The organism is Brevundimonas sp. FV2ps16 (genome assembly GCF_058681075.1).
Genome location: NZ_CM178728.1, coordinates 1160525 through 1180841, shown reverse-complemented (window position 1 = coordinate 1180841; position 20317 = coordinate 1160525). Strand labels below are relative to the sequence as shown.

22 protein-coding genes are annotated in these 20317 nt (G+C 67.7%); 16 read left to right on the top strand and 6 right to left on the bottom strand.

Annotated features, from left to right (window positions below; translation table 11 throughout):
* Positions 1-232: 232 nt before the first annotated feature.
* Positions 233-2356: a M13 family metallopeptidase gene (locus tag ACW170_RS05600; RefSeq protein WP_492088680.1), complete on the bottom strand. Its 2124-nt coding sequence runs from the start codon at positions 2354-2356 to the stop codon at positions 233-235.
* Between the two features lie 155 nt (positions 2357-2511).
* On the opposite strand from ACW170_RS05600, the gene ACW170_RS05595 reads away from it, so the two are divergent.
* Both ACW170_RS05595 and ACW170_RS05590 read left to right on the top strand, forming a co-directional pair.
* A complete protein-coding gene (locus ACW170_RS05595) occupies positions 2512-4347 on the top strand; it encodes a cation:proton antiporter domain-containing protein (protein WP_492088679.1) in 1836 nt (611 codons plus the stop codon).
* Between the two features lie 202 nt (positions 4348-4549).
* Positions 4550-5191 (top strand): TetR/AcrR family transcriptional regulator, encoded by a 642-nt coding sequence (locus tag ACW170_RS05590; RefSeq protein ID WP_492088678.1) that lies wholly within the window; start codon positions 4550-4552, stop codon positions 5189-5191.
* A gap of 88 nt (positions 5192-5279) precedes the next feature.
* Here ACW170_RS05590 and ACW170_RS05585 read toward each other — a convergent pair whose 3' ends face one another.
* From ACW170_RS05585 to ACW170_RS05575, 3 genes are read right to left on the bottom strand one after another with little or no spacing between them, the layout of a single operon-like run.
* Positions 5280-5864 (bottom strand): Smr/MutS family protein, encoded by a 585-nt coding sequence (locus tag ACW170_RS05585; protein WP_492088677.1) that lies wholly within the window; start codon positions 5862-5864, stop codon positions 5280-5282.
* Positions 5861-6100, bottom strand: a complete 240-nt coding sequence (locus ACW170_RS05580) for a helix-turn-helix domain-containing protein (protein ID WP_492088676.1) — start codon at positions 6098-6100, stop codon at positions 5861-5863. The genes ACW170_RS05585 and ACW170_RS05580 overlap by 4 nt, the downstream gene beginning before the upstream one ends.
* Before the next feature lie 23 nt (positions 6101-6123).
* Positions 6124-6768, bottom strand: coding sequence for a DUF2975 domain-containing protein (locus ACW170_RS05575; RefSeq protein ID WP_492088675.1), 645 nt, complete (start codon positions 6766-6768; stop codon positions 6124-6126).
* Between the two features lie 465 nt (positions 6769-7233).
* Here ACW170_RS05575 and rdgB point away from each other — a divergent pair, with 465 nt between their 5' ends.
* Together rdgB and hemW are read left to right on the top strand one after the other, a co-directional pair.
* Positions 7234-7836 carry an RdgB/HAM1 family non-canonical purine NTP pyrophosphatase gene (rdgB, locus tag ACW170_RS05570; RefSeq protein ID WP_492088674.1) on the top strand — a complete coding sequence of 201 codons (603 nt, stop codon included), beginning with the start codon at positions 7234-7236 and terminating at the stop codon, positions 7834-7836.
* Positions 7829-9001: a radical SAM family heme chaperone HemW gene (gene hemW / locus ACW170_RS05565; protein ID WP_492088673.1), complete on the top strand. Its 1173-nt coding sequence runs from the start codon at positions 7829-7831 to the stop codon at positions 8999-9001. Before rdgB ends, hemW begins: the two co-directional genes overlap by 8 nt.
* Before the next feature lie 93 nt (positions 9002-9094).
* Here the strand turns inward: hemW and secA are convergent, their stop codons facing one another.
* On the bottom strand, positions 9095-11944 hold the full coding sequence (secA, locus tag ACW170_RS05560) for a preprotein translocase subunit SecA (protein WP_492088672.1): 2850 nt from the start codon (positions 11942-11944) through the stop codon (positions 9095-9097).
* A gap of 245 nt (positions 11945-12189) precedes the next feature.
* On the opposite strand from secA, the gene ACW170_RS05555 reads away from it, so the two are divergent.
* The 6 genes from ACW170_RS05555 to ACW170_RS05530 are packed head-to-tail and all read left to right on the top strand — an operon-like array spanning position 12190 to position 15688.
* Positions 12190-13146 carry a peptidylprolyl isomerase gene (locus ACW170_RS05555; RefSeq protein ID WP_492088671.1) on the top strand — a complete coding sequence of 319 codons (957 nt, stop codon included), beginning with the start codon at positions 12190-12192 and terminating at the stop codon, positions 13144-13146.
* A gap of 1 nt (position 13147) precedes the next feature.
* Entirely contained in the window at positions 13148-14542 is a 1395-nt protein-coding gene (gene argJ, locus ACW170_RS05550) for a bifunctional glutamate N-acetyltransferase/amino-acid acetyltransferase ArgJ (RefSeq protein ID WP_492088670.1), read from the top strand.
* A 20-nt stretch (positions 14543-14562) separates the two neighbouring features.
* Entirely contained in the window at positions 14563-14790 is a 228-nt protein-coding gene (locus tag ACW170_RS05545; RefSeq protein WP_271165628.1) for a hypothetical protein, read from the top strand.
* Positions 14780-15076 (top strand): type II toxin-antitoxin system RelE/ParE family toxin, encoded by a 297-nt coding sequence (locus tag ACW170_RS05540; protein WP_492088669.1) that lies wholly within the window; start codon positions 14780-14782, stop codon positions 15074-15076. The genes ACW170_RS05545 and ACW170_RS05540 overlap by 11 nt, the downstream gene beginning before the upstream one ends.
* Complete coding sequence (locus tag ACW170_RS05535; protein ID WP_492088668.1) at positions 15073-15483, top strand: (deoxy)nucleoside triphosphate pyrophosphohydrolase; 411 nt, start codon at positions 15073-15075, stop codon at positions 15481-15483. Before ACW170_RS05540 ends, ACW170_RS05535 begins: the two co-directional genes overlap by 4 nt.
* A 25-nt stretch (positions 15484-15508) precedes the next feature.
* The gene (locus ACW170_RS05530; protein ID WP_492088667.1) at positions 15509-15688 is read left to right on the top strand and encodes a Flp family type IVb pilin; all 180 of its coding nucleotides are present in this window, start codon (positions 15509-15511) and stop codon (positions 15686-15688) included.
* Between the two features lie 6 nt (positions 15689-15694).
* On the opposite strand, the gene ACW170_RS05525 is transcribed toward ACW170_RS05530, so the two are convergent.
* Positions 15695-16588: a methyltransferase domain-containing protein gene (locus ACW170_RS05525; RefSeq protein WP_492088666.1), complete on the bottom strand. Its 894-nt coding sequence runs from the start codon at positions 16586-16588 to the stop codon at positions 15695-15697.
* On the opposite strand from ACW170_RS05525, the gene ACW170_RS05520 reads away from it, so the two are divergent.
* The 6 genes from ACW170_RS05520 to ACW170_RS05495 are packed head-to-tail and all read left to right on the top strand — an operon-like array spanning position 16587 to position 20311.
* A complete protein-coding gene (locus tag ACW170_RS05520; protein ID WP_492088665.1) occupies positions 16587-17381 on the top strand; it encodes a ComFC family protein in 795 nt (264 codons plus the stop codon). The two genes, ACW170_RS05525 and ACW170_RS05520, sit on opposite strands and share 2 nt — an antisense overlap.
* 50 nt (positions 17382-17431) lie before the next feature.
* Entirely contained in the window at positions 17432-17689 is a 258-nt protein-coding gene (grxC, locus tag ACW170_RS05515) for a glutaredoxin 3 (RefSeq protein ID WP_492088664.1), read from the top strand.
* Positions 17690-17693: 4 nt separating this feature from the next.
* Positions 17694-18533, top strand: a complete 840-nt coding sequence (locus tag ACW170_RS05510) for a carbon-nitrogen hydrolase family protein (protein WP_492088663.1) — start codon at positions 17694-17696, stop codon at positions 18531-18533.
* Positions 18534-18540: 7 nt separating this feature from the next.
* Positions 18541-18975, top strand: a complete 435-nt coding sequence (locus ACW170_RS05505; protein ID WP_492088662.1) for a DUF1178 family protein — start codon at positions 18541-18543, stop codon at positions 18973-18975.
* Position 18976: 1 nt separating this feature from the next.
* Positions 18977-19801 carry an AraC family transcriptional regulator gene (locus tag ACW170_RS05500; protein ID WP_492088661.1) on the top strand — a complete coding sequence of 275 codons (825 nt, stop codon included), beginning with the start codon at positions 18977-18979 and terminating at the stop codon, positions 19799-19801.
* A 33-nt stretch (positions 19802-19834) separates the two neighbouring features.
* Positions 19835-20311, top strand: coding sequence for a DUF6265 family protein (locus tag ACW170_RS05495; RefSeq protein WP_492088660.1), 477 nt, complete (start codon positions 19835-19837; stop codon positions 20309-20311).
* Positions 20312-20317 lie beyond the last annotated feature (6 nt).

The window sequence follows — 20317 nt, the reverse complement described above, 5'->3', positions numbered from 1 at the left end:
AGCACTCGAAGGCGTTTCGGGGAGGAAACGTCCGCTCTTCAAAGAGCGCGAAAGCCCGCTGCGATGTATCCCCCGCAGCGGGCTTTTTCGCGCCTGGAGCCTCGCAAAAAATGCACGACCTGTAGATTTTTTCGATGGGATCTACAGATTTCGGGCCCGATTTTTCACCCTGTCTCCATATGAAAAAGGCCGGGGCGAACCCCGGCCTTTTCCGTTTTCGAAGACGCGCCGCCTACCAGATGCGGACGCGTTGTTCCGGCGTCAGATAGTATTTGGTCCCCGGCTCGACGTCGAAGGCGTCGTACCAGGCGTCGACGTTGCGCAGCGGGCCGATGACCCGGAACTGGGCCGCCGAGTGCGGGTCGGTGGCGACCTGCTGCTTCAGGGCTTCGTCGCGGTACTTCGACTGCCAGACCTGGGCCCAGCCGTAGAAGAAGCGCTGGTCCCCGGTGGTTCCGTCCAGCACCGGCGCGGGCTTGCCGGCCAGCGACAGGCGATAGGCCTCCAACCCCACGGCCACGCCCGAGGCGTCGCCGATGTTCTCGCCCATCGTCAGGCCGGGGTTGATGGTGTAGCCGGCGATCGGCTCATAAGTGGCGTACTGCGCACCCAGGCGGGCGGTCAGGGCCTCGAAATTGGCCTTGTCGGTCGGGGTCCACCAGTTGCGCAGCACGCCGTCGCCGTCGGACTTGGAGCCCTGGTCGTCGAAGCCGTGGCCGATCTCGTGGCCGATCACGCCGCCGATGCCGCCGTAGTTGACCGCCGGATCGCCGTTCGGATCGAAGAAGGGCGGCTGCAGGATGGCGGCCGGGAAGACGATCTCATTATTGGCCGAGTTATAATAGGCGTTGACCGTCTGAGGCGTCATGCCCCACTCGGACTTGTCGACCGGCTCGTCCAGACGCGCGAGGTCGTAATTCCATTCGAACAGGCCACGCCGCACGGCGTTGCCGACCAGGTCGTCGGCGCGAACCTCAAGGCCCGAATAGTCGCGCCACTTGTCCGGATAGCCGATCTTGACGGTGAATTTCCGCAGCTTCTCCTGCGCGGCCGCCTTGGTCTCGTCGCCCATCCAGGTCAGATTATTGATCCGATGCGACAGGGCGGTGCGCAGATTGGCGACCAGTTCTTCCATCTTGGCCTTGGATTCGGCCGGGAAATACTGGGCGACGTAGAGCCGGCCCGTCGCCTCCCCCAGCGAACCCTCGGCGAAGGAGATGGCGCGTTTCTCGCGGGTGCGCTGTTCGGGCTGGCCCGACAGATCCCGCGAGCGGAAGCCCCACTGGGCGTCCGAGAACCGCTGGGACAGCAGGGGGGCCATGTCGTCGACGGTGTGGAAGGCTTCCCACGCCTGGAGCAGCGCGACCGGGGTCTCGGCGTAGATAGCCGCGATCTTGGGCATGGCCGTGTCCTGACGCACGATCAGGCGCGGCACGCCGCCCAGCTTGGCCGCGTCGAAATAGGACTGCCAGGCGAAGCCCGGCGCGTCCTGGGCCAGTTTGGCGATGGTGTATTCGTTATAGGTGCGGTCGCGGTTGCGGTTCTCGACCGGGCTCCAGTGGGCCTCGGCGATCTGGGTCTCCAGCGCCACGATCTGGGCGGCGGTCTCGGCCGGATTGGCCCAGCCGATCATGCCCAGCATGTCGGCGACATAGGCCTGGTACTTCTCTTTCTTGTCGGCGTGGCGGGCGTCCAGATAATAGTCACGGTTCGGCAGGCCGATGCCCGACTGGCCGGTGGAGACGACGTAACGGGTCGGCTGTTTCGCATCGATGGTGATGCCGCTGCCGAAGAAGGAGCCGCCGAAACGGCCGACCGTCTGCCCCATATAGACGGCCATCTTCTCATGGCTGTCGGCGGCGCGGATCGCGGCCAGATAGGGTTGCAGCGGCTGGGCGTCCAGTTGATCGACGCGGGCCTGGTCAATGTAGGACCGATAGGCGTCGGCTACCTTGGCCTCGTCCGAACCGGGGGCCAGGTCGGTGCGGCCGGCCAGGCCCAGGACCAGTTCCTTCATCCGGTTGTCGGACAGTTCGCGCAGCAGGGCGAAGGAGCCGTAGCTGGTGCGGTCGGACGGGATCATCAGCTTGTCGAAGGCCGCGCCGTTGGCGTAGCGGAAGAAGTCGTCGCCCGGCTTCACCGAGGTGTCGCGGCCGGCCATGTCAAAGCCCCAGGTTCCGTAGCGGGGGGCGTCCACGCCCTGCCAGCCGCCGGCGCTCTCTTCACCCGAGAACAGCGAGACGATGGAACAGGTCTCGTCGATACAGGCGTGGTCGTGATCGACGTCCTGGGCGAAGGCGGCGCTGGCAGGCAGCAGAAGGGCGCCGACGGCCGCGCCGATAAGCAGTCTTTTCATCACTTTGTCCTAGATTCCACCCCCGAAACGGGCAGGTCGGAGCGGACCCTAGACCTGAGGCCGGGCCTGTCGCCTTAAAAAAAGTTCATGAAAGGGGCGCGGCCTCTCGCCACGGGCGGTGGTTCGGGATCAGATGCCGCAGAGACGGAGGGCGGATGCAGGGTCACGGCGGGGACTATAAGGATCTGGTGGTCTTCCTGGCCGCCGCCGGGGTGATCGTGCCCCTGGTGAACCGACTGAAGATCAGCCCGGTTCTAGGTTTTCTCGCCGCAGGGGTGGTGCTGGGACCCAGCGGTCTGGCGCGGTTCTCGGACACCGTCCCCTGGCTGTCCTATTTCACCATCAGCGACCCTGGCCAGTTGGCCCAGCTGTCGGAGCTGGGCGTCGCCTTCCTGCTGTTCATGATCGGGCTGGAGCTGTCGTGGGAGCGGCTGCGCGCCATGCGGCGGCTGGTGTTCGGCCTGGGCCTGATGCAGGTCGTGGCGTGCACCCTGGTGCTGGCGGGCCTGTTCATGCTGGTGGGCCAGACGCCAGTCAGCGCGGCGGTTCTGGGCATGGGCCTGGCCCTGTCGTCGACGGCGATTGTCATGCCGGTTCTGGCCGAGAGCGGGCGGCTGAAGGGAACCGTGGGCCGCTCGACCTTCGCCATACTGTTGGCCCAGGACCTTTCGGTCGCGCCGATCCTGATTACCGTCAGCGTACTGGCCGCAGTCGCCCAGGCGGGCGGGTCGCTGGATCCGGCCGTGCTGGGGCGGTCGCTGTTCACCCTGGTGCCGGCCGCCATCGGCCTGGGCCTGCTGGTCCTTCTGGGCCGGGTCGTGCTGCGGCCCATGTTCCGCTCGGTGGCGCGGGCGCGCAAGTCTGCCCAGGGGGGCGAGCTGTTCGTCGCCGCCAGCCTGCTGGTGGTGGTCGCCGCCGGCCTTGCGGCCCAGGCCAGCGGTCTGTCCATGAGTATCGGCGCCCTGGTCGCCGGCGTCCTGCTGGCCGAGACCGAGTTCCGACGCGAGGTCGAGGTCTCGATCGAACCGTTCAAGGGCCTGTTGCTGGGGGTTTTCTTCGTCGGCGTCGGCCTGGGGCTCGACCTGGGCGCTGTCGCCGCCAATCCCGTCCTGCTGTTCGGCCTGGCCCTGGCCATCACCGTGGTCAAGACCGGGGTTATCTTCGGTCTGGCGCGGCTGTGGGGTCTGGGCCCCAAGCCGGCGATCGAGACCGCCCTGGTTCTGGCGCCGGCGGGCGAATTCGCCTTCGTGGTCTTCGCCACCGGCTTGGTCGAGGGGGTCGCGCCCCCTGCCCTGACCAGCACCGTGGCCCTGTCGGCGACCCTGAGCATCTTTTCGATCCCCCTGCTGGCCATGCTGGGTCAGCGGCTGTCGCGCGAGAAGGCCGCCGACCTGCCGACCACGCCCGAGGGAACGGCGCCGCCGGAACAGGCGGACGGCGCCGTCATCATCGTCGGCTTCGGCCGTGTCGGACGACTGATCGGGGAACTGCTGAAGGAACACGATCAGACCTTCATCGCCCTGGACACCGACGCCGCCGCCGTGGCCGCGGGGCGCCGCGACGGGTTCGACGTCTTCTATGGCGACGCCGGTCGGGCCGAGATGCTGGCCCACTGCGGCGTCCTGTCGACCCGCGCCCTGATCGTGACCATGGACGCCCCGACCAAGGTGGACGAGGTGGTGACGACGGCGCGCGCCCTGCGCGACGACCTGATCATCATCGCCCGCGCCCGCGACGACCAGCATGCGGCGCGCCTCTATGCCTTGGGCGTCACCGACGCGGTGCCCGAAACGACCGAAGCCAGCCTGCAGCTGGCGGAGAACACCCTGGTCGATCTGGGCGTGCCCATGGGGCTGGTGCTGGCTTCGATCCACGAAAAGCGGGATCAGTTTCGCACGACATTTCAGGCCGCCATACCCGCCGGGGGACGTAGTAGAACCACCCGCGCGTTGAGAATGCCCCAGAATGGGACAGGTAACCAGAACAGTTAAGCTTAGAATTCACGCCCTTAGCTCACACATCCGCGTTCGCGACCCATTTTCGTCATGGTTCCGTGATGCAAGCCCTGCTTCGATATCGCGCGTTTGGCGGGTGAAGAGTCAGAACGTCTCGCCCCACAGTTCAAGCGACGACCCAATCCACTTCGGGCTCCGTCAGGGCTTCCGAAAATGCGTAGAGTAAAAGCCTGATTTCATGACCGATTCCGTTCTCTCGACCGAAGCCGCTCCCCGTCTTAACCGCCGCCAGGCCGCCAAGATCAGGACTCGCCAGAAGGTTCTGGACGCCGCACGCTCGCTGTTCGCCGAGCGGGGCTATGAGCCGGCGACGATCCGCGACATCGCCAAGGGCGCCGGCATGTCGACCGGCGCCGTCTTCGCCAACTTCCAGGACAAGGCCGAACTGTTCGAAGCCGTCCTGACCGAAGACATGTCGCGTCTCGCCGAAGTGGTCGAGGCCGGCGCCCCCGAGGGCGAACCGGTGCGCCAGCGCCTGCTGGGCGCCCTGAGCGCCGGCTATCATTCCTCGCTGGACCAACTCCCCCTGTTCCAGGCCATCGTCGCCCGGTCCTGGTTCCAACCCCTGGCCGCCGAAATGCGCGCCCGCGCCGCGACCAAGAACCTGCTGCTGGCCATCGGCGGCATCCTGCAGGAAGCTGTCGCCAAGGGCGAACTGAGCAAGGATGCCGACATCCGCCTGTTGGTCGAGCTGATCTGGGACGCCTATCTGTCGAACTATCGCCGCGCCGCCTATGACGAGTGGGACGCCAAGGCCCTGTCGGAACATATGGGCAAGCAGATCGACGTCATCCTGGCCGGCGCCCTGTCGAAGAAATAAGCCAAGGGCGGACCCAGCTCGCCCCATCCGAAGGCCCGCTCGCGCCCGTCGCGGGCGGGCCTTTGTCTATCTGCGACGAGGGCCTGCTTCAGCTCCGGCGCTTCAGCGTGACGTAGAAGGCGCCGTTGCCGCCGTGGCGCTGGTGGGCGACGGTGAAGCCGGAGACCACGCCACGCAGGCCGGGCGCCTGCACCCATTCCCCGAACGAGGCGCGGATCACACCGCCGCCCAACCGTCCCTGGCCGGTGATGACCAGAACCGCCCGCATCCCCCGCGCCTGGCAGGCTGTCAGGAAACCCCGCAGTTGATCCTCGGCCTCGAACCGGCCGAAGCCGTGCAGGTCGATGCGCGCCTCGATCGGGTCGCGTTCGCGCGACAGCCGCTGTTTGCGGCGGGGTTCCAGATCCTCCGGCGCGGCTTTGGGGCGGCTGCCGATGGGGCGCGGCTCAGTCGGTTTGGCGACGGCCGTGGTCCGGGCGGGCGAAGGCTTGGCCAGGGGACGCGGACGCTCGGTCGGAGCCACGACCAGATGAGCCGGGGCCTCGGCCCCCGGGGTGACGCGGGCGGGCTTGCGGCTGCGGGGGGCGGCGACCGTTCCGGTGATACGGCTCCAGATGCGACGGTCCTCGGGCGTCAGCCCGTTCTCGTCACGGCCGGGGCCCTTGCGCTTCATGCCGCGTCATCGTCCTCGAAGGCCTCGCCCGGGCCGGGTTCGTGGACCAACAGGTCGCCCGGCTGGCATTCCAGCTCGCGGCACAGGGCGTCCAGGGTCGAGAAACGCACCGCGCGCGCCTTGCCCGTCTTCAGGATCGACAGATTGGCCACCGTGACCCCGACGCGGTCGGCGAGTTCGGTCAACGACATGCGGCGTTCGACAAGGACGCGATCAAGCTGGACGCGGATGGCCATGAAGAGGTCCTACTGGAAACGGATCAGATCGTCAGTTCGGATTCGCGGCGCAGGCGTGCGCCCTCGCGGAACACCTCCGCCAGGACGAAGACGATCAAGACCGAGAATATGGGGGTCAGCAGCTCGCCCAGCCCCTGGGGGTCCATCACCCCCGGCGCCAGTCGGGCGGCGACGACGCCCTGGGCCAGCCAGACCCCGCCGGTCACGACCGCCAGGATCAGACCGATCTGGCGCAGTCGGCGGACATTGGCGGGATGAAAGGGGTCGCCCATGGTCAGGGTGCGGAAGATATGGCGCAGACTGCGCAGGATCAGCATGAAGCCGCCAAAATAGGCGGTCGCCGCGCCCAGGCCGAACAGCAGCAGGGTGCGCGTCAGCGGCAGTTGCCGTCCGCCTTCGTCGCCGCTGACGGTGATGTTCACATTGTCCAGGGGGATGAACACGGCGGCGATCAGCAGCAGCAGCAGCAGGCCGGTGATCAGCCAGAGCAGAATATAGGCCACGTCCAGCGCCACCTTCAGCACGCTGGAGACGGAGCCGGGCCCCATGGCCCTGAGGGGGGCGGTCAGAACGCCCAGGGATTTCAGCAGGGTCGGGATCGTGCGCGCCCCCGTCGGAACCGAGGCCGCGTCTCGCTTCAGCGGATTTCGCGGCGGGAGCAGGCGCATGATCAGGGGGTCTCAGATCGGAAGGAAGGGCGAGGCGGCCGCGCGGGGTCCGGCGAACCCACGCGCAGCTCTATACATCGCGATCTTCTTCAAGGTCGTCAAAGCTCTCATGATCGAAACAAGGGTGGACTTGGGCCCGATCAGAAGGCTTGAACCAGGATGGCGACCAGGGCGGTCGGCAGGGCGGCGATCAGGACCGTGTTGACGAAAGCGGCGCCGACCTTGTCCAGGAAGAGCGAGAGGTTCATCGTATGCATTGTGGTTCTCCGTCGTTTTGTTTTGGGCGATTATCGCCCGTTGGTTTTGTTTTCCGCATGATCATTCCGGTTTTTCCGGAATGTCAGAACGTTGCGGCCCCCGTTCCTGACGATCAATAGATAGGCCGTGCGGCACGGAAAAGCACGTTACATATCGTTTAACGATATTAAACTTTGGCAATAGACTGTTTCAGGGGCGTGATCGTCGATGAATCTCAAGCTTATCAAGGGGATGCGGATCGTCGCCGCGACCCACAACCCCGGCAAGGTCCCCGAAATCGCCGCCCTTCTTGGTGAAGATTACGAGATCCTCACCGCCGGACAGTTGAATCTGCCCGAACCGGACGAGACCGAGACCACCTTTACCGGCAACGCCATGCTGAAGGCGCGCCACGCCGCCGAACGGTCGGGCGAGGTCGCCCTGGCCGACGACTCGGGGATGTCGGTCGCGGCGCTGGACGGGGCGCCGGGGATCTTCTCCGCCCGCTGGGCCGGACCGGGCAAGGATTTCGCCGTGGCGATGAAGAAGGTCGAGGAGCGGCTGGAGGAGATCGGCGCGACGGACCGGGCCGCCTGGTTCACCTCGGCCCTGGCCGTGGCCTGGCCGGGCGGCCCCTGCGTGGTGGTCGAGGGGGTGGTCCATGGCAGGCTGACCTTCCCGCCACGCGGCGATCGGGGCTTCGGCTATGATCCGATCTTCATCCCCGAGGGCGGCGACCTGACCTTCGGCGAGATGGAGCCGGCGGCCAAGGAGGCGATCAGCCACCGCACCCGCGCCTTCGCCAAGCTGCGGGCCGCGTTGATTGACTGATTTCCCCGAAACCTGGACGGATCCGGGGACGGACGTCGGCCTCTATGTCCACTGGCCCTATTGTTCGCGCATCTGCCCCTATTGCGACTTCAACGTCGTGCGCGACCGGGGGCGGGTCGAGGAACAGGCGGGACTGGTCGAGGCGATCCTGGCCGACATGCGGGCGCAACGCGCACTGACCGGGCCGCGCCGGCTGGCGTCGATCTTTTTTGGCGGGGGCACGCCGTCGTTGATGGCGCCCGAGGCGGTGTCGCGGATCATCGTCCAGGCGCGCGACCTGTTCCCGCCGTCTGGATCGATCGAGATTTCGCTGGAGGCCAATCCGACCGACGCCGAGGCCGCCCGGTTCGCCGCCCTGGCGGGGGCTGGCGTGAACCGGCTGTCCATGGGGGTGCAGGCGCTGGACGACGCCTCGCTGCGGTTCCTGGGGCGCGATCATTCGGCGGCCGAGGCGCGACGCGCTGTCGCTCTGGCCGGGCAGGCGTTTTCGCGCCTGTCCATCGACCTGATCTACGCCCGTCCGGGCCAGACCCCGGCCGACTGGGCGGCGGAACTGGGCGCGGCCCTGGACATGGGGTTCGAGCATGTCTCGCCCTATCAGCTGACCCTGGAGCCGACGACGGCGTTCGGACGGGCCCTGGCGCGCGGGACCCTGATCCCGCCGGACGAGGACCAGGCCGCGGCCCTCTACGAGACCACCCAGACCGTGCTCGAGGCCGCCGGCTTCGACGCCTATGAGGTGTCCAATCATGCGCGGGGCGTGGCGGCGCGGTCGGCCCACAATCTGCATGTCTGGCGCGGCGGCGACTATCTGGGCCTGGGCCCCGGGGCCCACGGGCGGCTTACGCTGGACGGGACCCGCACCGCCACTGTCGCCCACCGCAGGATCGCCGACTATGTGGCCGGGGTGGGGGCGGGAACGCCCTGGACGGACATGGAGCGGCTGGACGCGGCCGGGGCGGCCGAGGAGCGGCTGCTACTGGGCCTGCGCACCGTCGAGGGCGCGCCGGTCGGGCTTCTGGCGGACCTGGAGCTGTCGGTCGGCGCCGCGCCGACGACGGCATTGGTCGCTGACGGTTTCCTGACGGTTGTAGATGGCCGGCTGATCGCCACGCCGCGCGGGCGGCCGGTGCTGGACGGGGTGCTGAAGGCGCTGCTGACCTAAACAAAACGGCCCCGGATCGAAATCCGGGGCCGCTCTGGCGTCACATCGGGACGGGGCGCTTAGACCAGCGCCCCATTGTTTCGTCCGCGGCGCTTAGACCAGCGCCCCGTGGCAGTGTTTGAACTTGCGGCCCGAGCCACAGGGGCAGGGCGAGTTGCGGCCGGTCATTTCCCAGCCGAGCGGCAGGGCCTCGACCGGCAGCTTGGCGCGATCGTCGCCGATCAACTGGCCTTCCGGATTTTGCGCGGCCGGATTGGCCATCTCGTTCTCGCCGGTGCCGGGGTTCAGGTGGATTTCCTGGAACTCGGGCATTTCCGGCGGCGGCTGGAAGCGGAACTCGACCGTCATTAGCCAGCGGGTGACATTGTGGCGCAGATCGTACAGCAGGTTCTCGAACAGCGAGAAGGCCTCGGTCTTGTACTCGTTCAGTGGATCGCGCTGGCCGTAGCCGCGCAGGCCGATCACGCCGCGCAGATGGTCCAGATGGACCAGGTGTTCGCGCCATTGCATGTCGATCATCTGAAGCATGAACTGCTTTTCCAGACCGCGGGTCTGGGCGGCGCCGATCTGTTCCAGACGTTCGGCGGCGCGGGCGTCGGCGGCGGCCAGCAGCCGCTCTTCGATCTCCTCGTTCGACACGCCTTCCTCGGCGGCCCAGTCGTGCAGCGGCAGTTCCAGACCCAGGGTCGTGCGGACCTTCTCGTCCAGGCCGTCGATGTCCCACTGTTCGGCATAGGCCTTGGGCGGCATGTAGCGTTCGACCAGGTCGGAGACCACGTCGCGGCGGAAGTCGCCGACCAGTTCCGACAGATCCTCAGAGTCCATAAACTCCTGGCGCTGCTCGAACACGGCCTTGCGCTGGTCGTTCACGACGTCGTCGTACTTCAGCAGGTTCTTGCGGATGTCGTAGTTGCGGGTCTCGACCCGCTTCTGGGCGGTCTCGATGGCGCGGTTCAGCCAGGGGTGGGTGATGGCCTCGCCCTCAGCCACGCCGAAGGTCTTCATTATCGAGTCGAGACGGTCGCCGGCGAAGATGCGCAGCAGGTCGTCCTCGCAGGACAGGTAGAATTTCGAGGTGCCGGGGTCGCCCTGACGGCCGGTGCGGCCGCGCAGCTGGTTGTCGATCCGGCGGCTCTCGTGGCGTTCGGTGCCCAGGACGAACAGGCCGCCGGCGTCCAGGGCGATCTTCTTCTGGACGGCGATGTCGGCCTTGTACTGGGCCTCCTGCGCCTTCTCCATCTCGGGCGTGACCTCGACGGCCATGTTGCGCTGTTCCAGCAGCCACTTCTGCATCTTCATCTCGAGGTTTCCCCCGAGCTGGATGTCGGTGCCGCGGCCGGCCATGTTGGTGGCGATGGTCACCACGCCGGGCAGACCCGCGTCGGCGACGATATAGGCCTCCTGCTCGTGCTGACGCGCATTCAGGACCGAGTGCGGGATGCCGCGCAGCTTGGTTTCGTAGGTGATGTCATAGGCGGCGTCGCCGATCTTCTCGGCTTCCTTGGCCTTGCCCTCGTACTGCGGCTTCAGCTTGCGCGAGACCTCGACCTTGTACTCGTAGGTGCGGAGCAGTTCCGACAGTTGCTCGGAACGCTCGATCGAGACCGTACCGACCAGAATGGGCTGACCAGCCAGGTGGCATTCGGCGATCTGTTTGGCGATGGCCTGGTTCTTTTCGGCGTGGGTCCGATAGACCTCGTCGTCATAGTCCTTGCGCTGGATCGGCCGGTTGGTCGGAACTTCCAGCACCTCCATCTTATAGATGTCACCGAACTCCTGAGCCTCGGTCGCGGCGGTGCCGGTCATGCCCGACAGCTTCTGGTACAGGCGGAAATAGTTCTGGATCGTGACCGAGGCCAGGGTCTGGTTCTCGGGCTGGATCTTGACGTCTTCCTTGGCCTCGATGGCCTGGTGAAGGCCTTCCGACAGGCGGCGACCGGTCATCATACGGCCGGTGAATTCGTCGATCAGGACGATCTCGCCGCCCTTGATGATATAGTCCTTGTCGCGCTGATACAGGGTGTTGGCGCGCAGGGCCTGGTTGGCGTGGTGGACCAGGCTGATGTTGGCGGCGTCGTACAGGCCGGTGGTGTCGGCGGCGAAATGCCCGCCGGCCTCCAGAGCCTCTTCCATCCGCTCGGAGCCCAGTTCGGTCAGCAGAACCTGCTTCTGCTTCTCGTCCAGCTCGAAGGTGTCCTTGTCCTTAATCAGGTCTTTGATCAGGCCGTCGAGGATCTTGTAGAGGTCCGAACGATCTTCGGTAGGGCCCGAGATGATCAGAGGGGTGCGCGCCTCGTCGATCAGGATGGAGTCGACTTCATCGACGATGGCGAAATTGTGCGGGCGCTGCACCATCTCGCGCCGGTCGTAGACCAGATTGTCGCGCAGATAGTCGAAGCCGAACTCGTTGTTGGTGCCGTAGGTGACGTCGGCGGCATAGGCGGCCTGGCGTTGGCCCTGACTCAGGCCGTTGACGATGACGCCCACCTCCAAGCCAAGGAAGCGATAGACCTTGCCCATCGTCTCGGCGTCGCGGCGGGCCAGATAGTCGTTGACGGTGATGACGTGGACGCCCTTGCCGGGCAGGGCGTTCAGATAGACGGGCGCCACGGCGACCAGGGTCTTGCCCTCGCCGGTCCGCATCTCGGCGATGCCGCCTTCGTGCAGGATCATGCCGCCGGCCAGCTGGACGTCATACTGACGTTGGCCCAGCACCCGCTTGGACGCCTCTCGCACCACGGCGAAGGCCTCGGGCAGGATCTTGTCCAGGGTCTCGCCATTGGCCAGACGATCCCGGAAGGCGTCGGTCATCATCCGCAGTTCGTCGTCCGACAGGGCGGCGAACTTGGGCTCCAGCGCATTGATGCGCTGGGCGTGGTCCTGGAAGGCCTTGACCTTGCGGTCGTTAGAAGAGCCGAAAAGTTTCTTGGCGAAGCCGAGCATATTGGATCCGGTAAGCGGTCGAGCGTCTGCGAGCTGAGCGGCTCTGGAAATCCCGAGAGGGGCGGCGGTACGGACGCCCCTCTCGGGGCCCGAACCGATGGCGACCCCGGTGCGCCGGAGCTGGCGCGCGCGAAGGGCCGCGCAGACGATCAAAACCCCTCGACTTGGGCGCAGGCGGGACTTAAGCACCGGCCTAACCCCTGTCAACGCGAGGGGCTTTCGGCCGCCTTCGACGGAGCCCTGTCTTGACCCCATTTCCGCGAGTTTCAGGCCTGTTTTCCATCGTGTTTCTGGCTGCGGTGCTGACGATCTCCGCCTGTTCGCGCGGCGGCGGCGGCGATCAGGCGCCGCAGCCCGGCGACCGTGCGGTGGCCCGGGTCCAGGACGAGACCGTCTGGGCCTCGGACGTGAAGCGCGAGGCGGTGGCGCAGGGGCTGGTCGGCGAGGGCGAACCGCTGGACGTGACGTCGGATCTGTTCCGCCGGGTTCTGGACGAGGTGATCGACCAAAAACTGCTGGCGCGGGAGGCCGAACGCCGCCGCCTGGACGCCTCGCCCCTGGCCCAGCGCCGCCTGGAAGCCACACGCGAAAGAATTCTGGGCGACATGCTGGTCGAGAGCGTGGTCAACGGCGCCATTTCCGACGAGGCCGTCCAAACCCTCTATAATGAGCAGCTGCGCCTGGCGAAGACGTCGGAGGAAATCCGCGTCCGCCTGATCCTGTCGCGCACCAAGGCCGAGGCCGAGGCCGTGGTCGGCATTCTGGGTCAGGGCGCCAGTTTCGAGGCCGTGGCCATGGAACGGTCCGTGGACGAGGCGACGCGGTTTTCCGGCGGGGACCTGGGCTATTCGACCCTGGACGTCATGCCCCAGGCCTATGCCGGGGCGTTGCGCGACCGGCCGGCGGGCTCGACGGTCGGCCCATTCCAGACCGAGGGCGGCTGGGCCGTGCTGCGGGTCGAGGACCGGCGCAAGGAAAGCCCGCCGACGCTGGAACAGGCGCGGCCGCAGATCGTCCGCTATCTGACGTATGAAGGCGTGCGGCAGTTGCTGGAACAGTTGCGCGGCAAGGCCAAGGTCGATGTCCTGCTGTCCGGCGAGAGCGCCGGACAGGATCAGGAACCGGCTTCGGCCCAGCCCCTCTCGCCCGCCGCCCCCTCCGCGACCTCCGCTCCTTCTCCTGCCCCTGCTCCGGCCGCCTGACATGACCAAGCCCCCCTCGACCACCGGCCAGAAGATCGAACAGGCGTTCGAAAAGGCGCTCGATCCCTTCGCCACCGCCCTGAAGCGGGCCACCCGGCCGGCCGAACCCGCCGCAGCGCCCGTCCCGGCCGCCGGCAAGCCGGGTCTGGCCATCTCGCCCCTGGCCGTGCCCTTCCCGACCATTCCGCCCGTAGGCGGGGTCGAGATCGCCACCGCCCGCGCCGGCTTCTACAAACATGAGCGCGACGATCTGGTGGTGTTTCGCTTCGCGCGCGGCACCAGCTGCGCCGGGGTCTTCACCCGCCACAAGATCGGATCCGCCCCCGTCGACTGGTGCAAGAAACATCTGGGCGGCGCCGAGGGCGGCAAGGACGTCCGCGCCCTGGTGGTCAACGCCGGCTGCGCCAACGCCTTCACGGGCAAGGCCGGCGCCGACGCCGCCCGACGCGCCGCCTCAGAGGCGGCGAAACGGTTCGGCTGCCGCCAGCGCGACGTCATGCTGGCCTCGACCGGGGTGATCGGGGTGGTGCTGGACGAAAAGAAGATCGTGTCCAGACTGCCCGAGATCGAGGCCGGGCTCGACGCCGACATCCACCCGTCCGAGCAGTGGGCCCGGGCCGGGCGCGGCATCATGACCACAGACACCTTCCCCAAGGGATCCTACGCCGAGGCCGAGATCGAGGGCTACAAGGTCCGGATCGCCGGGATCGCCAAAGGGTCGGGCATGATCGCGCCAGACATGGCCACCATGCTGGCCTTCATCGTCACCGACGCCGACATCCATCCGAACGTGTTGAAGGCCCTGCTGGGCCTGCACGTGCGCACCACCTTCAACAGCGTGACGGTGGACGGCGACACCTCGACCAATGACACAGCCCTGCTGTTCGCCACCGGCGCCTCGGGCGCGCCGCGCATCGGCCGGGTCGGCGACCGGCGGCTGAAGAGCTTCTCGGCCGCCCTGGACAAGGTGATGCTGGATCTGGCGCACCAGCTGGTGCGCGACGGCGAGGGGGCGACCAAGTTCGTCAAGGTGACGGTGGACGGCGCCGCCAGCCCCGCCTCGGCCCGCAAACTGGCCAAGTCCATCGCCGACAGCCCCTTGGTCAAGACCGCCATCGCCGGCCAGGACGCCAACTGGGGCCGGGTGGTCATGGCTGTGGGCAAGACCGAGGAGCCGGTGGACCGCGACCGTCTGGCGATCAAATTCGGGCCGCACCAGGCCGCCATCGACGGCGCCCCGTCCCCGACCTACGACGAGGCCAAGATGACCGCCTATATGAAGAACCCCGAGATCGACATCACCGTCGATGTCGGCGCGGGCCGCGCCTCGGCCACGGTTTGGACCTGCGACCTGACCAAGGGCTACATCGAGATCAACGGCGATTATCGCAGCTGATTTCGTGATAAGGTGAGGGCATGAGCGCGAAGCCGAAGCCATTCGATCCCTATGCTCGCATGGACGGGCCGATGGTCAGTCAGCAACTGATCGACGACCTGCGTGGACCCTCCCCTTCGGCGGAGGCCATGGCCTGGGTCGCACGGTCCATTGAGGACGCCGAGGCGGCCCCCGCGCGAGCCGCGACGGAAGTGTTGGCCGATCTTGATCAATTGATTGACGGGGTCGAAGCCGAACGTGGGCGTTGACGTCCGACTTTCGGCAAGGGCGCAAGCTCAACTCGCCGATTTGATGGCTTCGATCGCCCAGGAAAGCCCTGCGGGGGCTCGCAGGCTGCGCGACGCCTTAGGTCACTTGCTTGATCGCATAAGCGAATATCCAGAAAGCTGTCCTGCTGTGGGTGGCGACCCGACACTGCGCATGGGGCTGGCGGCGCGGCGCCTTCATCTTCTCTACCAGATCCGCGACGACGGCCTCTTGGTGCTGGACGTGGTCTATGCGGGTTATGATCTGCGAAAGCTGTTTGACGAATGACTGAAACCCTCCCCACCGTCCTCGTCGTCGCCGTCGCCCTGATCGATGTCGACGGGCGGGTGCTGATCGCGAAACGGCCAGAGGGCAAGAAACTGGCCGGCCTGTGGGAGTTTCCGGGCGGCAAGGTCGAGCCCGGCGAACGGCCCGAGGCGGCCCTGATCCGCGAACTGCGCGAGGAACTGGGCGTCACCGTCAGCGAATCCTGCCTGGCGCCCTTCGTCTTCGCCAGCCACGCTTACGATTCCTTTCACCTGTTGATGCCATTGTATCTGTGCCGACGGTGGGACGGCGTGGTCACGGCGCGTGAACACGACGGCCTGGCCTGGGTGAAACCGGACAAGCTTTCGGACTATCCCATGCCGCCGGCGGACGAACCCCTGGTCGCCTGGTTGCGCGACCTGCTCTGATCAACGCCGACCAGGGAGGCCGGCCATGAGACGTTTCATCGCCCGCTTCATCTCCGACGACGACGGCGCCACCGCCATCGAATACGGCCTGATCTGCGCCCTGATCGTGCTGGTAATCATCAGCGGTCTGGCCGCCATCGGTGGATCGAACGAGGGCAGCTACAGCCGGACGATGCAGAAGATTTCGGACGCCATAAAGGGCTGACCGCCTTCAATCGATCTCGTCGCCGGTCATTTCCTTCACGCCCAGAGCATCCGCCAGCCTCACCTTGGCCGAGCCGCGCGCCAGCGGCTTCTGCTGGCTTTCGTGCGGCTTCCACCCGGCCAGGTGGATGATCTCGAAGGTGGCGGGGATGCGGCCGTCGGCGTCGCCGTGGCGGTCGGCGTAAAGGCGCGCGGCGCGGGCGATCACGGCCCGGCTGAGGGGCCGGATCGGGCCGTGCAGCACATTGGTCTCGCCCATGGCGCGCAGGTCGCGGACCAGGGCGAATAGATCAGGATAGCGGACGGTGAACCGGTCCACGTCGGACACCGGCAGGGCGAAGCCGGCCCGCTGCAACAGGGCCGCCCCGTCATAGCCGTCGGCGAAGGGCGAGACCCGCGCCTGGGCGCCCCCGCGTTCTTCCAGCTCCGCCTCAGTCAGGACCGAACGCAGCTCCTTCAGAGTGCCGGCGCCGAACAGGGTGCCGATGAACAGGCCGTCCGGCTTCAGGGCGCGCCGGATCTGGGCCAGGGCGCCGGGCAGGTCATTGGCCCAGTGCAGGCTGAGCAGGGACACGATCAGATCCGTCGAGTCGTCCGTCAGCGGCAGGGCGGCGGCGCCCGGCGCGGCGCGTTCGGCCAGAGCGGTCGGCGTCGCGACCACGCCCACCCGACCGGCGGCGTCGCTCGCCGCCAGGGCCTGGGCGAACGGGCCGGACTGGGCCGAAAGGTCGACCGCGACCGGAAACTCGCGCAGGATGGCCTCCAGGCTGCCCGCAGCATTCTCGGCCGCCCGGACGTGCAGGAAGTCGGCCTGGCTCAGCCGGTCGGCGGCGCGGGCCAGACGGGCCTCACGTCGGCGGGCGTCGAAAATGCGGGGCGGAGCTTCGGGGGAGGCGGTCATGGATGTGCAGGATGGGGGTTGGCGGCGCGCCTGGGAAGGGGCCGGGCGTCAGTTGCGCGATGTGGGGCGGGGATTGGCGGACCTGGTTCTGCCGCCCCTGGCCCACGACAGCCGCGAGGCGACGGCGGCGGCCGGCCTGACTCCCGACGCCTGGAGCCGGATCAAATTCCTGGAGGCGCCGGTCTGCGACGGCTGCGGCGCGGCCTTCGAATTCGACGGCGGCGCCTTCGCCGAGACCCGCTGCGCCGCCTGTATCGCCCAGCCCTATGGCTTCGAACGCGCGCGGGCCGCCTGCCTGTACGACGATCATTCGCGCGGTCTGATCCTGCGGTTCAAGCACGGCGACCAGCAGCAGTTCGCCCCGCTGTTCGCCCGCTGGATCGGCCGGGCCGCCGCCGATCTTATCGAGGAGGCCGACGCCGTGGTTCCCGTGCCCCTGCACCCGTTCCGCCTGCTGTCACGACGGTTCAACCAGGCGGCCGAGATCGCCCGTCCCCTGGCTCGCCACGCCCGGTTGGACTATCTGCCCGACGCCCTGGTCCGCACGACCCATACCGACAGCCAGGGCGGCAAGAGCCGGCGGGGACGGCGGCTGAACGTCAAGAAGGCCTTCGCCGCGACCGAGGCCGGACGTCGCAGGATCAAGGGACGGCGCATCCTTCTGATCGACGACGTATTGACCACGGGCGCGACCGGCGAGGCCTGCGCCCGCGCGCTGCTCGAAGCCGGCGCCCGGGCCGTCGACCTGGCCGTGATCGCACGGGTGCGAAACGCCCGTGAACTGACTATGTAGATCCAAACCGCCCCACGCCGTGCCGTGGGCCCCTTATCTGGAGTTCTGATTTGGCCGACGTCGTCATCTACACCAAGCCCGGCTGCCCCTACTGCTACAGCGCCATGGCGCTGCTGAAGAAGAAGGGCGTCAACTATACCGAGATCGTCGCCTCCAACGACCCCGAGAAGAAGGCCGAGATGGTCGAGAAGTCGGGCGGGCGCATGACCTTCCCGCAGATCTTCATCGGCGGCGCCCACGTCGGCGGCTCGGACGACATCCACGCCCTGGACCGGGACGGCAAGCTCGACCCGCTTCTGGCGGCCTGATCCAATGAGCGGCGGGCTCGACATCGCCCTGATCCAGACCCGCACGCCGGCGACGGCCGAGGCGGCCCTGGCCCATGTCGAGCCCCTGATCCGCGAGGCGGCGGCGGGCGGGGCGAAATTCGTCCTGACGCCCGAGGGGACCAATGTCCTGGAACAGCGCCGCGACCGCCGCGACGCCGTGATCACCGACGAGACGGCCGATGTCGCCGTTCTGGGCCTGCGACGGCTGGCGGCGGAACTGGGCGTCTGGCTGCTCATCGGCTCGGCCATCGTCAAGTCGGGCCACGCCGGCGACGGACGGGCGGCCAACCGGTCGCTGCTGGTCGATGCGTCCGGCGGCATCGTCGCCCGATACGATAAGCTGCACGTCTTCGACGTCGATCTCCCCAATGGCGAGCGATACCGCGAGAGCGCGACGGTGCGGCCCGGCGACGGGGCGGCGGTCGCCGACACCCCCTGGGGCCGGCTGGGCCTGACCATCTGCTACGACATCCGTTTTCCCCACCTGCACCGTCAGTTGGCCAAGGCCGGAGCGTCCATGATCGCCGTTCCCGCCGCCTTCACGGCGCCGACGGGAGAGGCCCACTGGGAGACCCTGTTGCGCGCCCGCGCCATCGAGACCGGCGCCTTCGTCCTGGCGCCGGCCCAGGGCGGACTGCACGAGGACGGCCGCCGCACCTGGGGCCGTTCGACCGTGGTCGGCCCCTGGGGCGAGATTCTGGCCAAGGCGGATCATGACGAACCTTGCATCTTAACGGCGAAGCTGGACATGGAGGCGGTGGTCAGGGCGCGGGCGGCCGTGCCCGCCCTAACCCACGACCGCGACTTCCTGTCTGTTCCCTGATGCGCTCATGATCCGATACGCCCTGAACTGCGACCAGGCCCACGGTTTCGAGGCCTGGTTCGGCTCGTCCTCCGACTATGACGACCAGGCGGCGCGGGGCCTGGTCGAATGCCCGTTCTGCGGCTCGCGAGCGGTGCAGAAGGCGGTCATGGCCCCGGCGGTCAGCGGGACGCGGAAAACGGCGACCACGCCCGATGTGGCCGCCCGGATGCAGACCATGATGATGGAGGCGGCGCAGCAGGTTCGCGCCCATGTCGAGGCGAACTTCGACTATGTCGGCGACAGCTTCGCCCGCGAGGCCCGCGACATCCACGAGGGCAAGTCCGAAAAGCGCGAAATCTATGGCGAGGCCACGCCCGCCGAGGTGAAAAAACTGAAGGAGGACGGCGTGCCGGTGGCCGCCCTGCCCGCCCCGCCGCCGGACCCATCCAAGGTCAACTGAGGTGGCCTCGGGGGAGGAACGGTATCAGGAGTTCGCGCCGCCACCCGCGCTGCGGCCCTTCGTCCGCGTCATCTGGACCTACGCCGCCCCCGATCCGACGCCGACGATCCAGCGCATCGCCCCCGACGGCTGCCCCGAACTCGTGTTCGACATCGGCGCGCCCTATGCCGAACAGAGCGAGGATGGCGTATTCCGCCTGCAGCCGTCGGCCCTGTTCGCCGGGCAGATGACCGGGCCCCTGGCCATGAAGCCGACCGGCCCGACCGAACTGGTCGCCGTCCGCTTCGAGCCCGACGGCGCGCGGGATTTTCTGGGTCGGCCCCTGAGCGAGGCGACCGACCGCCGGCTGGACATGGTCGAACGCCTGGTCGGCTTCGATCCGCCGCCGGGCGATCCGGCGGGCCAGGCGGAGGCCTTCGTCGGCTGGCTTAGCGATCAGCGACGGAGCGCGGAGTGGACGATCGACGCGATTGTCCGCGCCGACATCGAGGCGGCCGCCGGTGAGCTGCCTACGGCGTCGCGCTCTTCGGGCGAGCAACGCGCGCTTCAGCGGCGCTTCGCCGACCGGGTCGGGGTCTCTCCCCGCCTGCTGCGGTCCATATTCCGTTTTCGCCGGGTGTTCGACCACGCCACCCAGCCGGACGGCGAGACCGAGGGCTGGCTGGAGGCGGGGCTCGAGGCCGGCTATTTCGACCAGCCGCAGATGGCGCGCGACTTCCGGCGGTTCCTCGGCTGCACCGCCACCGACTGGGCGCGGGAGCAGCAGGCGCTGGCCCGGGCCATCGCGTCGCAAACCTACAAGCCATCGGGGCCCCACGCCGCCTAGCCTGTCGATATCGACCGGAGAGGGAACCCCACCATGCTGACCCCGCTGCTTCTCGCCGCCGCCCTTCAGGCGGCCCCCGCCACGGACCTGCGCCCCGACCTGGGCTGGATGGCCGGCTATTGGCTGTCCTGCGAACCGGGCCGCGAAGTTTCCGAGACCTGGACCTACCCGCGCTTGAACCTGATGCTGGGAACGTCGCTGACCGTGCGCGGCGGCCGGGCGGGGTGGGAGTTGTCCCGCATCGCGCCGGTCGATCCGACCCCGGCCGCGCCGCTGGCCTATTTCGCGCATCCGGAAGGCCAGTCGCCCGCTATGTTTCCAGTGGTCGCCTCCGGCCCGAGCCGCGTGGTGTTCGAACAGGCGGCGGACGACGACTTTCCCAAACGCGTCGTCTATGAACGTGATGGCGATGTCCTGAACGCCCGGATCGAAGGCGTGTTGGACGGTCAGGAGAGGATCATCCGATGGCGCTTCCAGAAGGCGGAGCTCAACACGCGCTGCCCCAGCTAGGCTGGC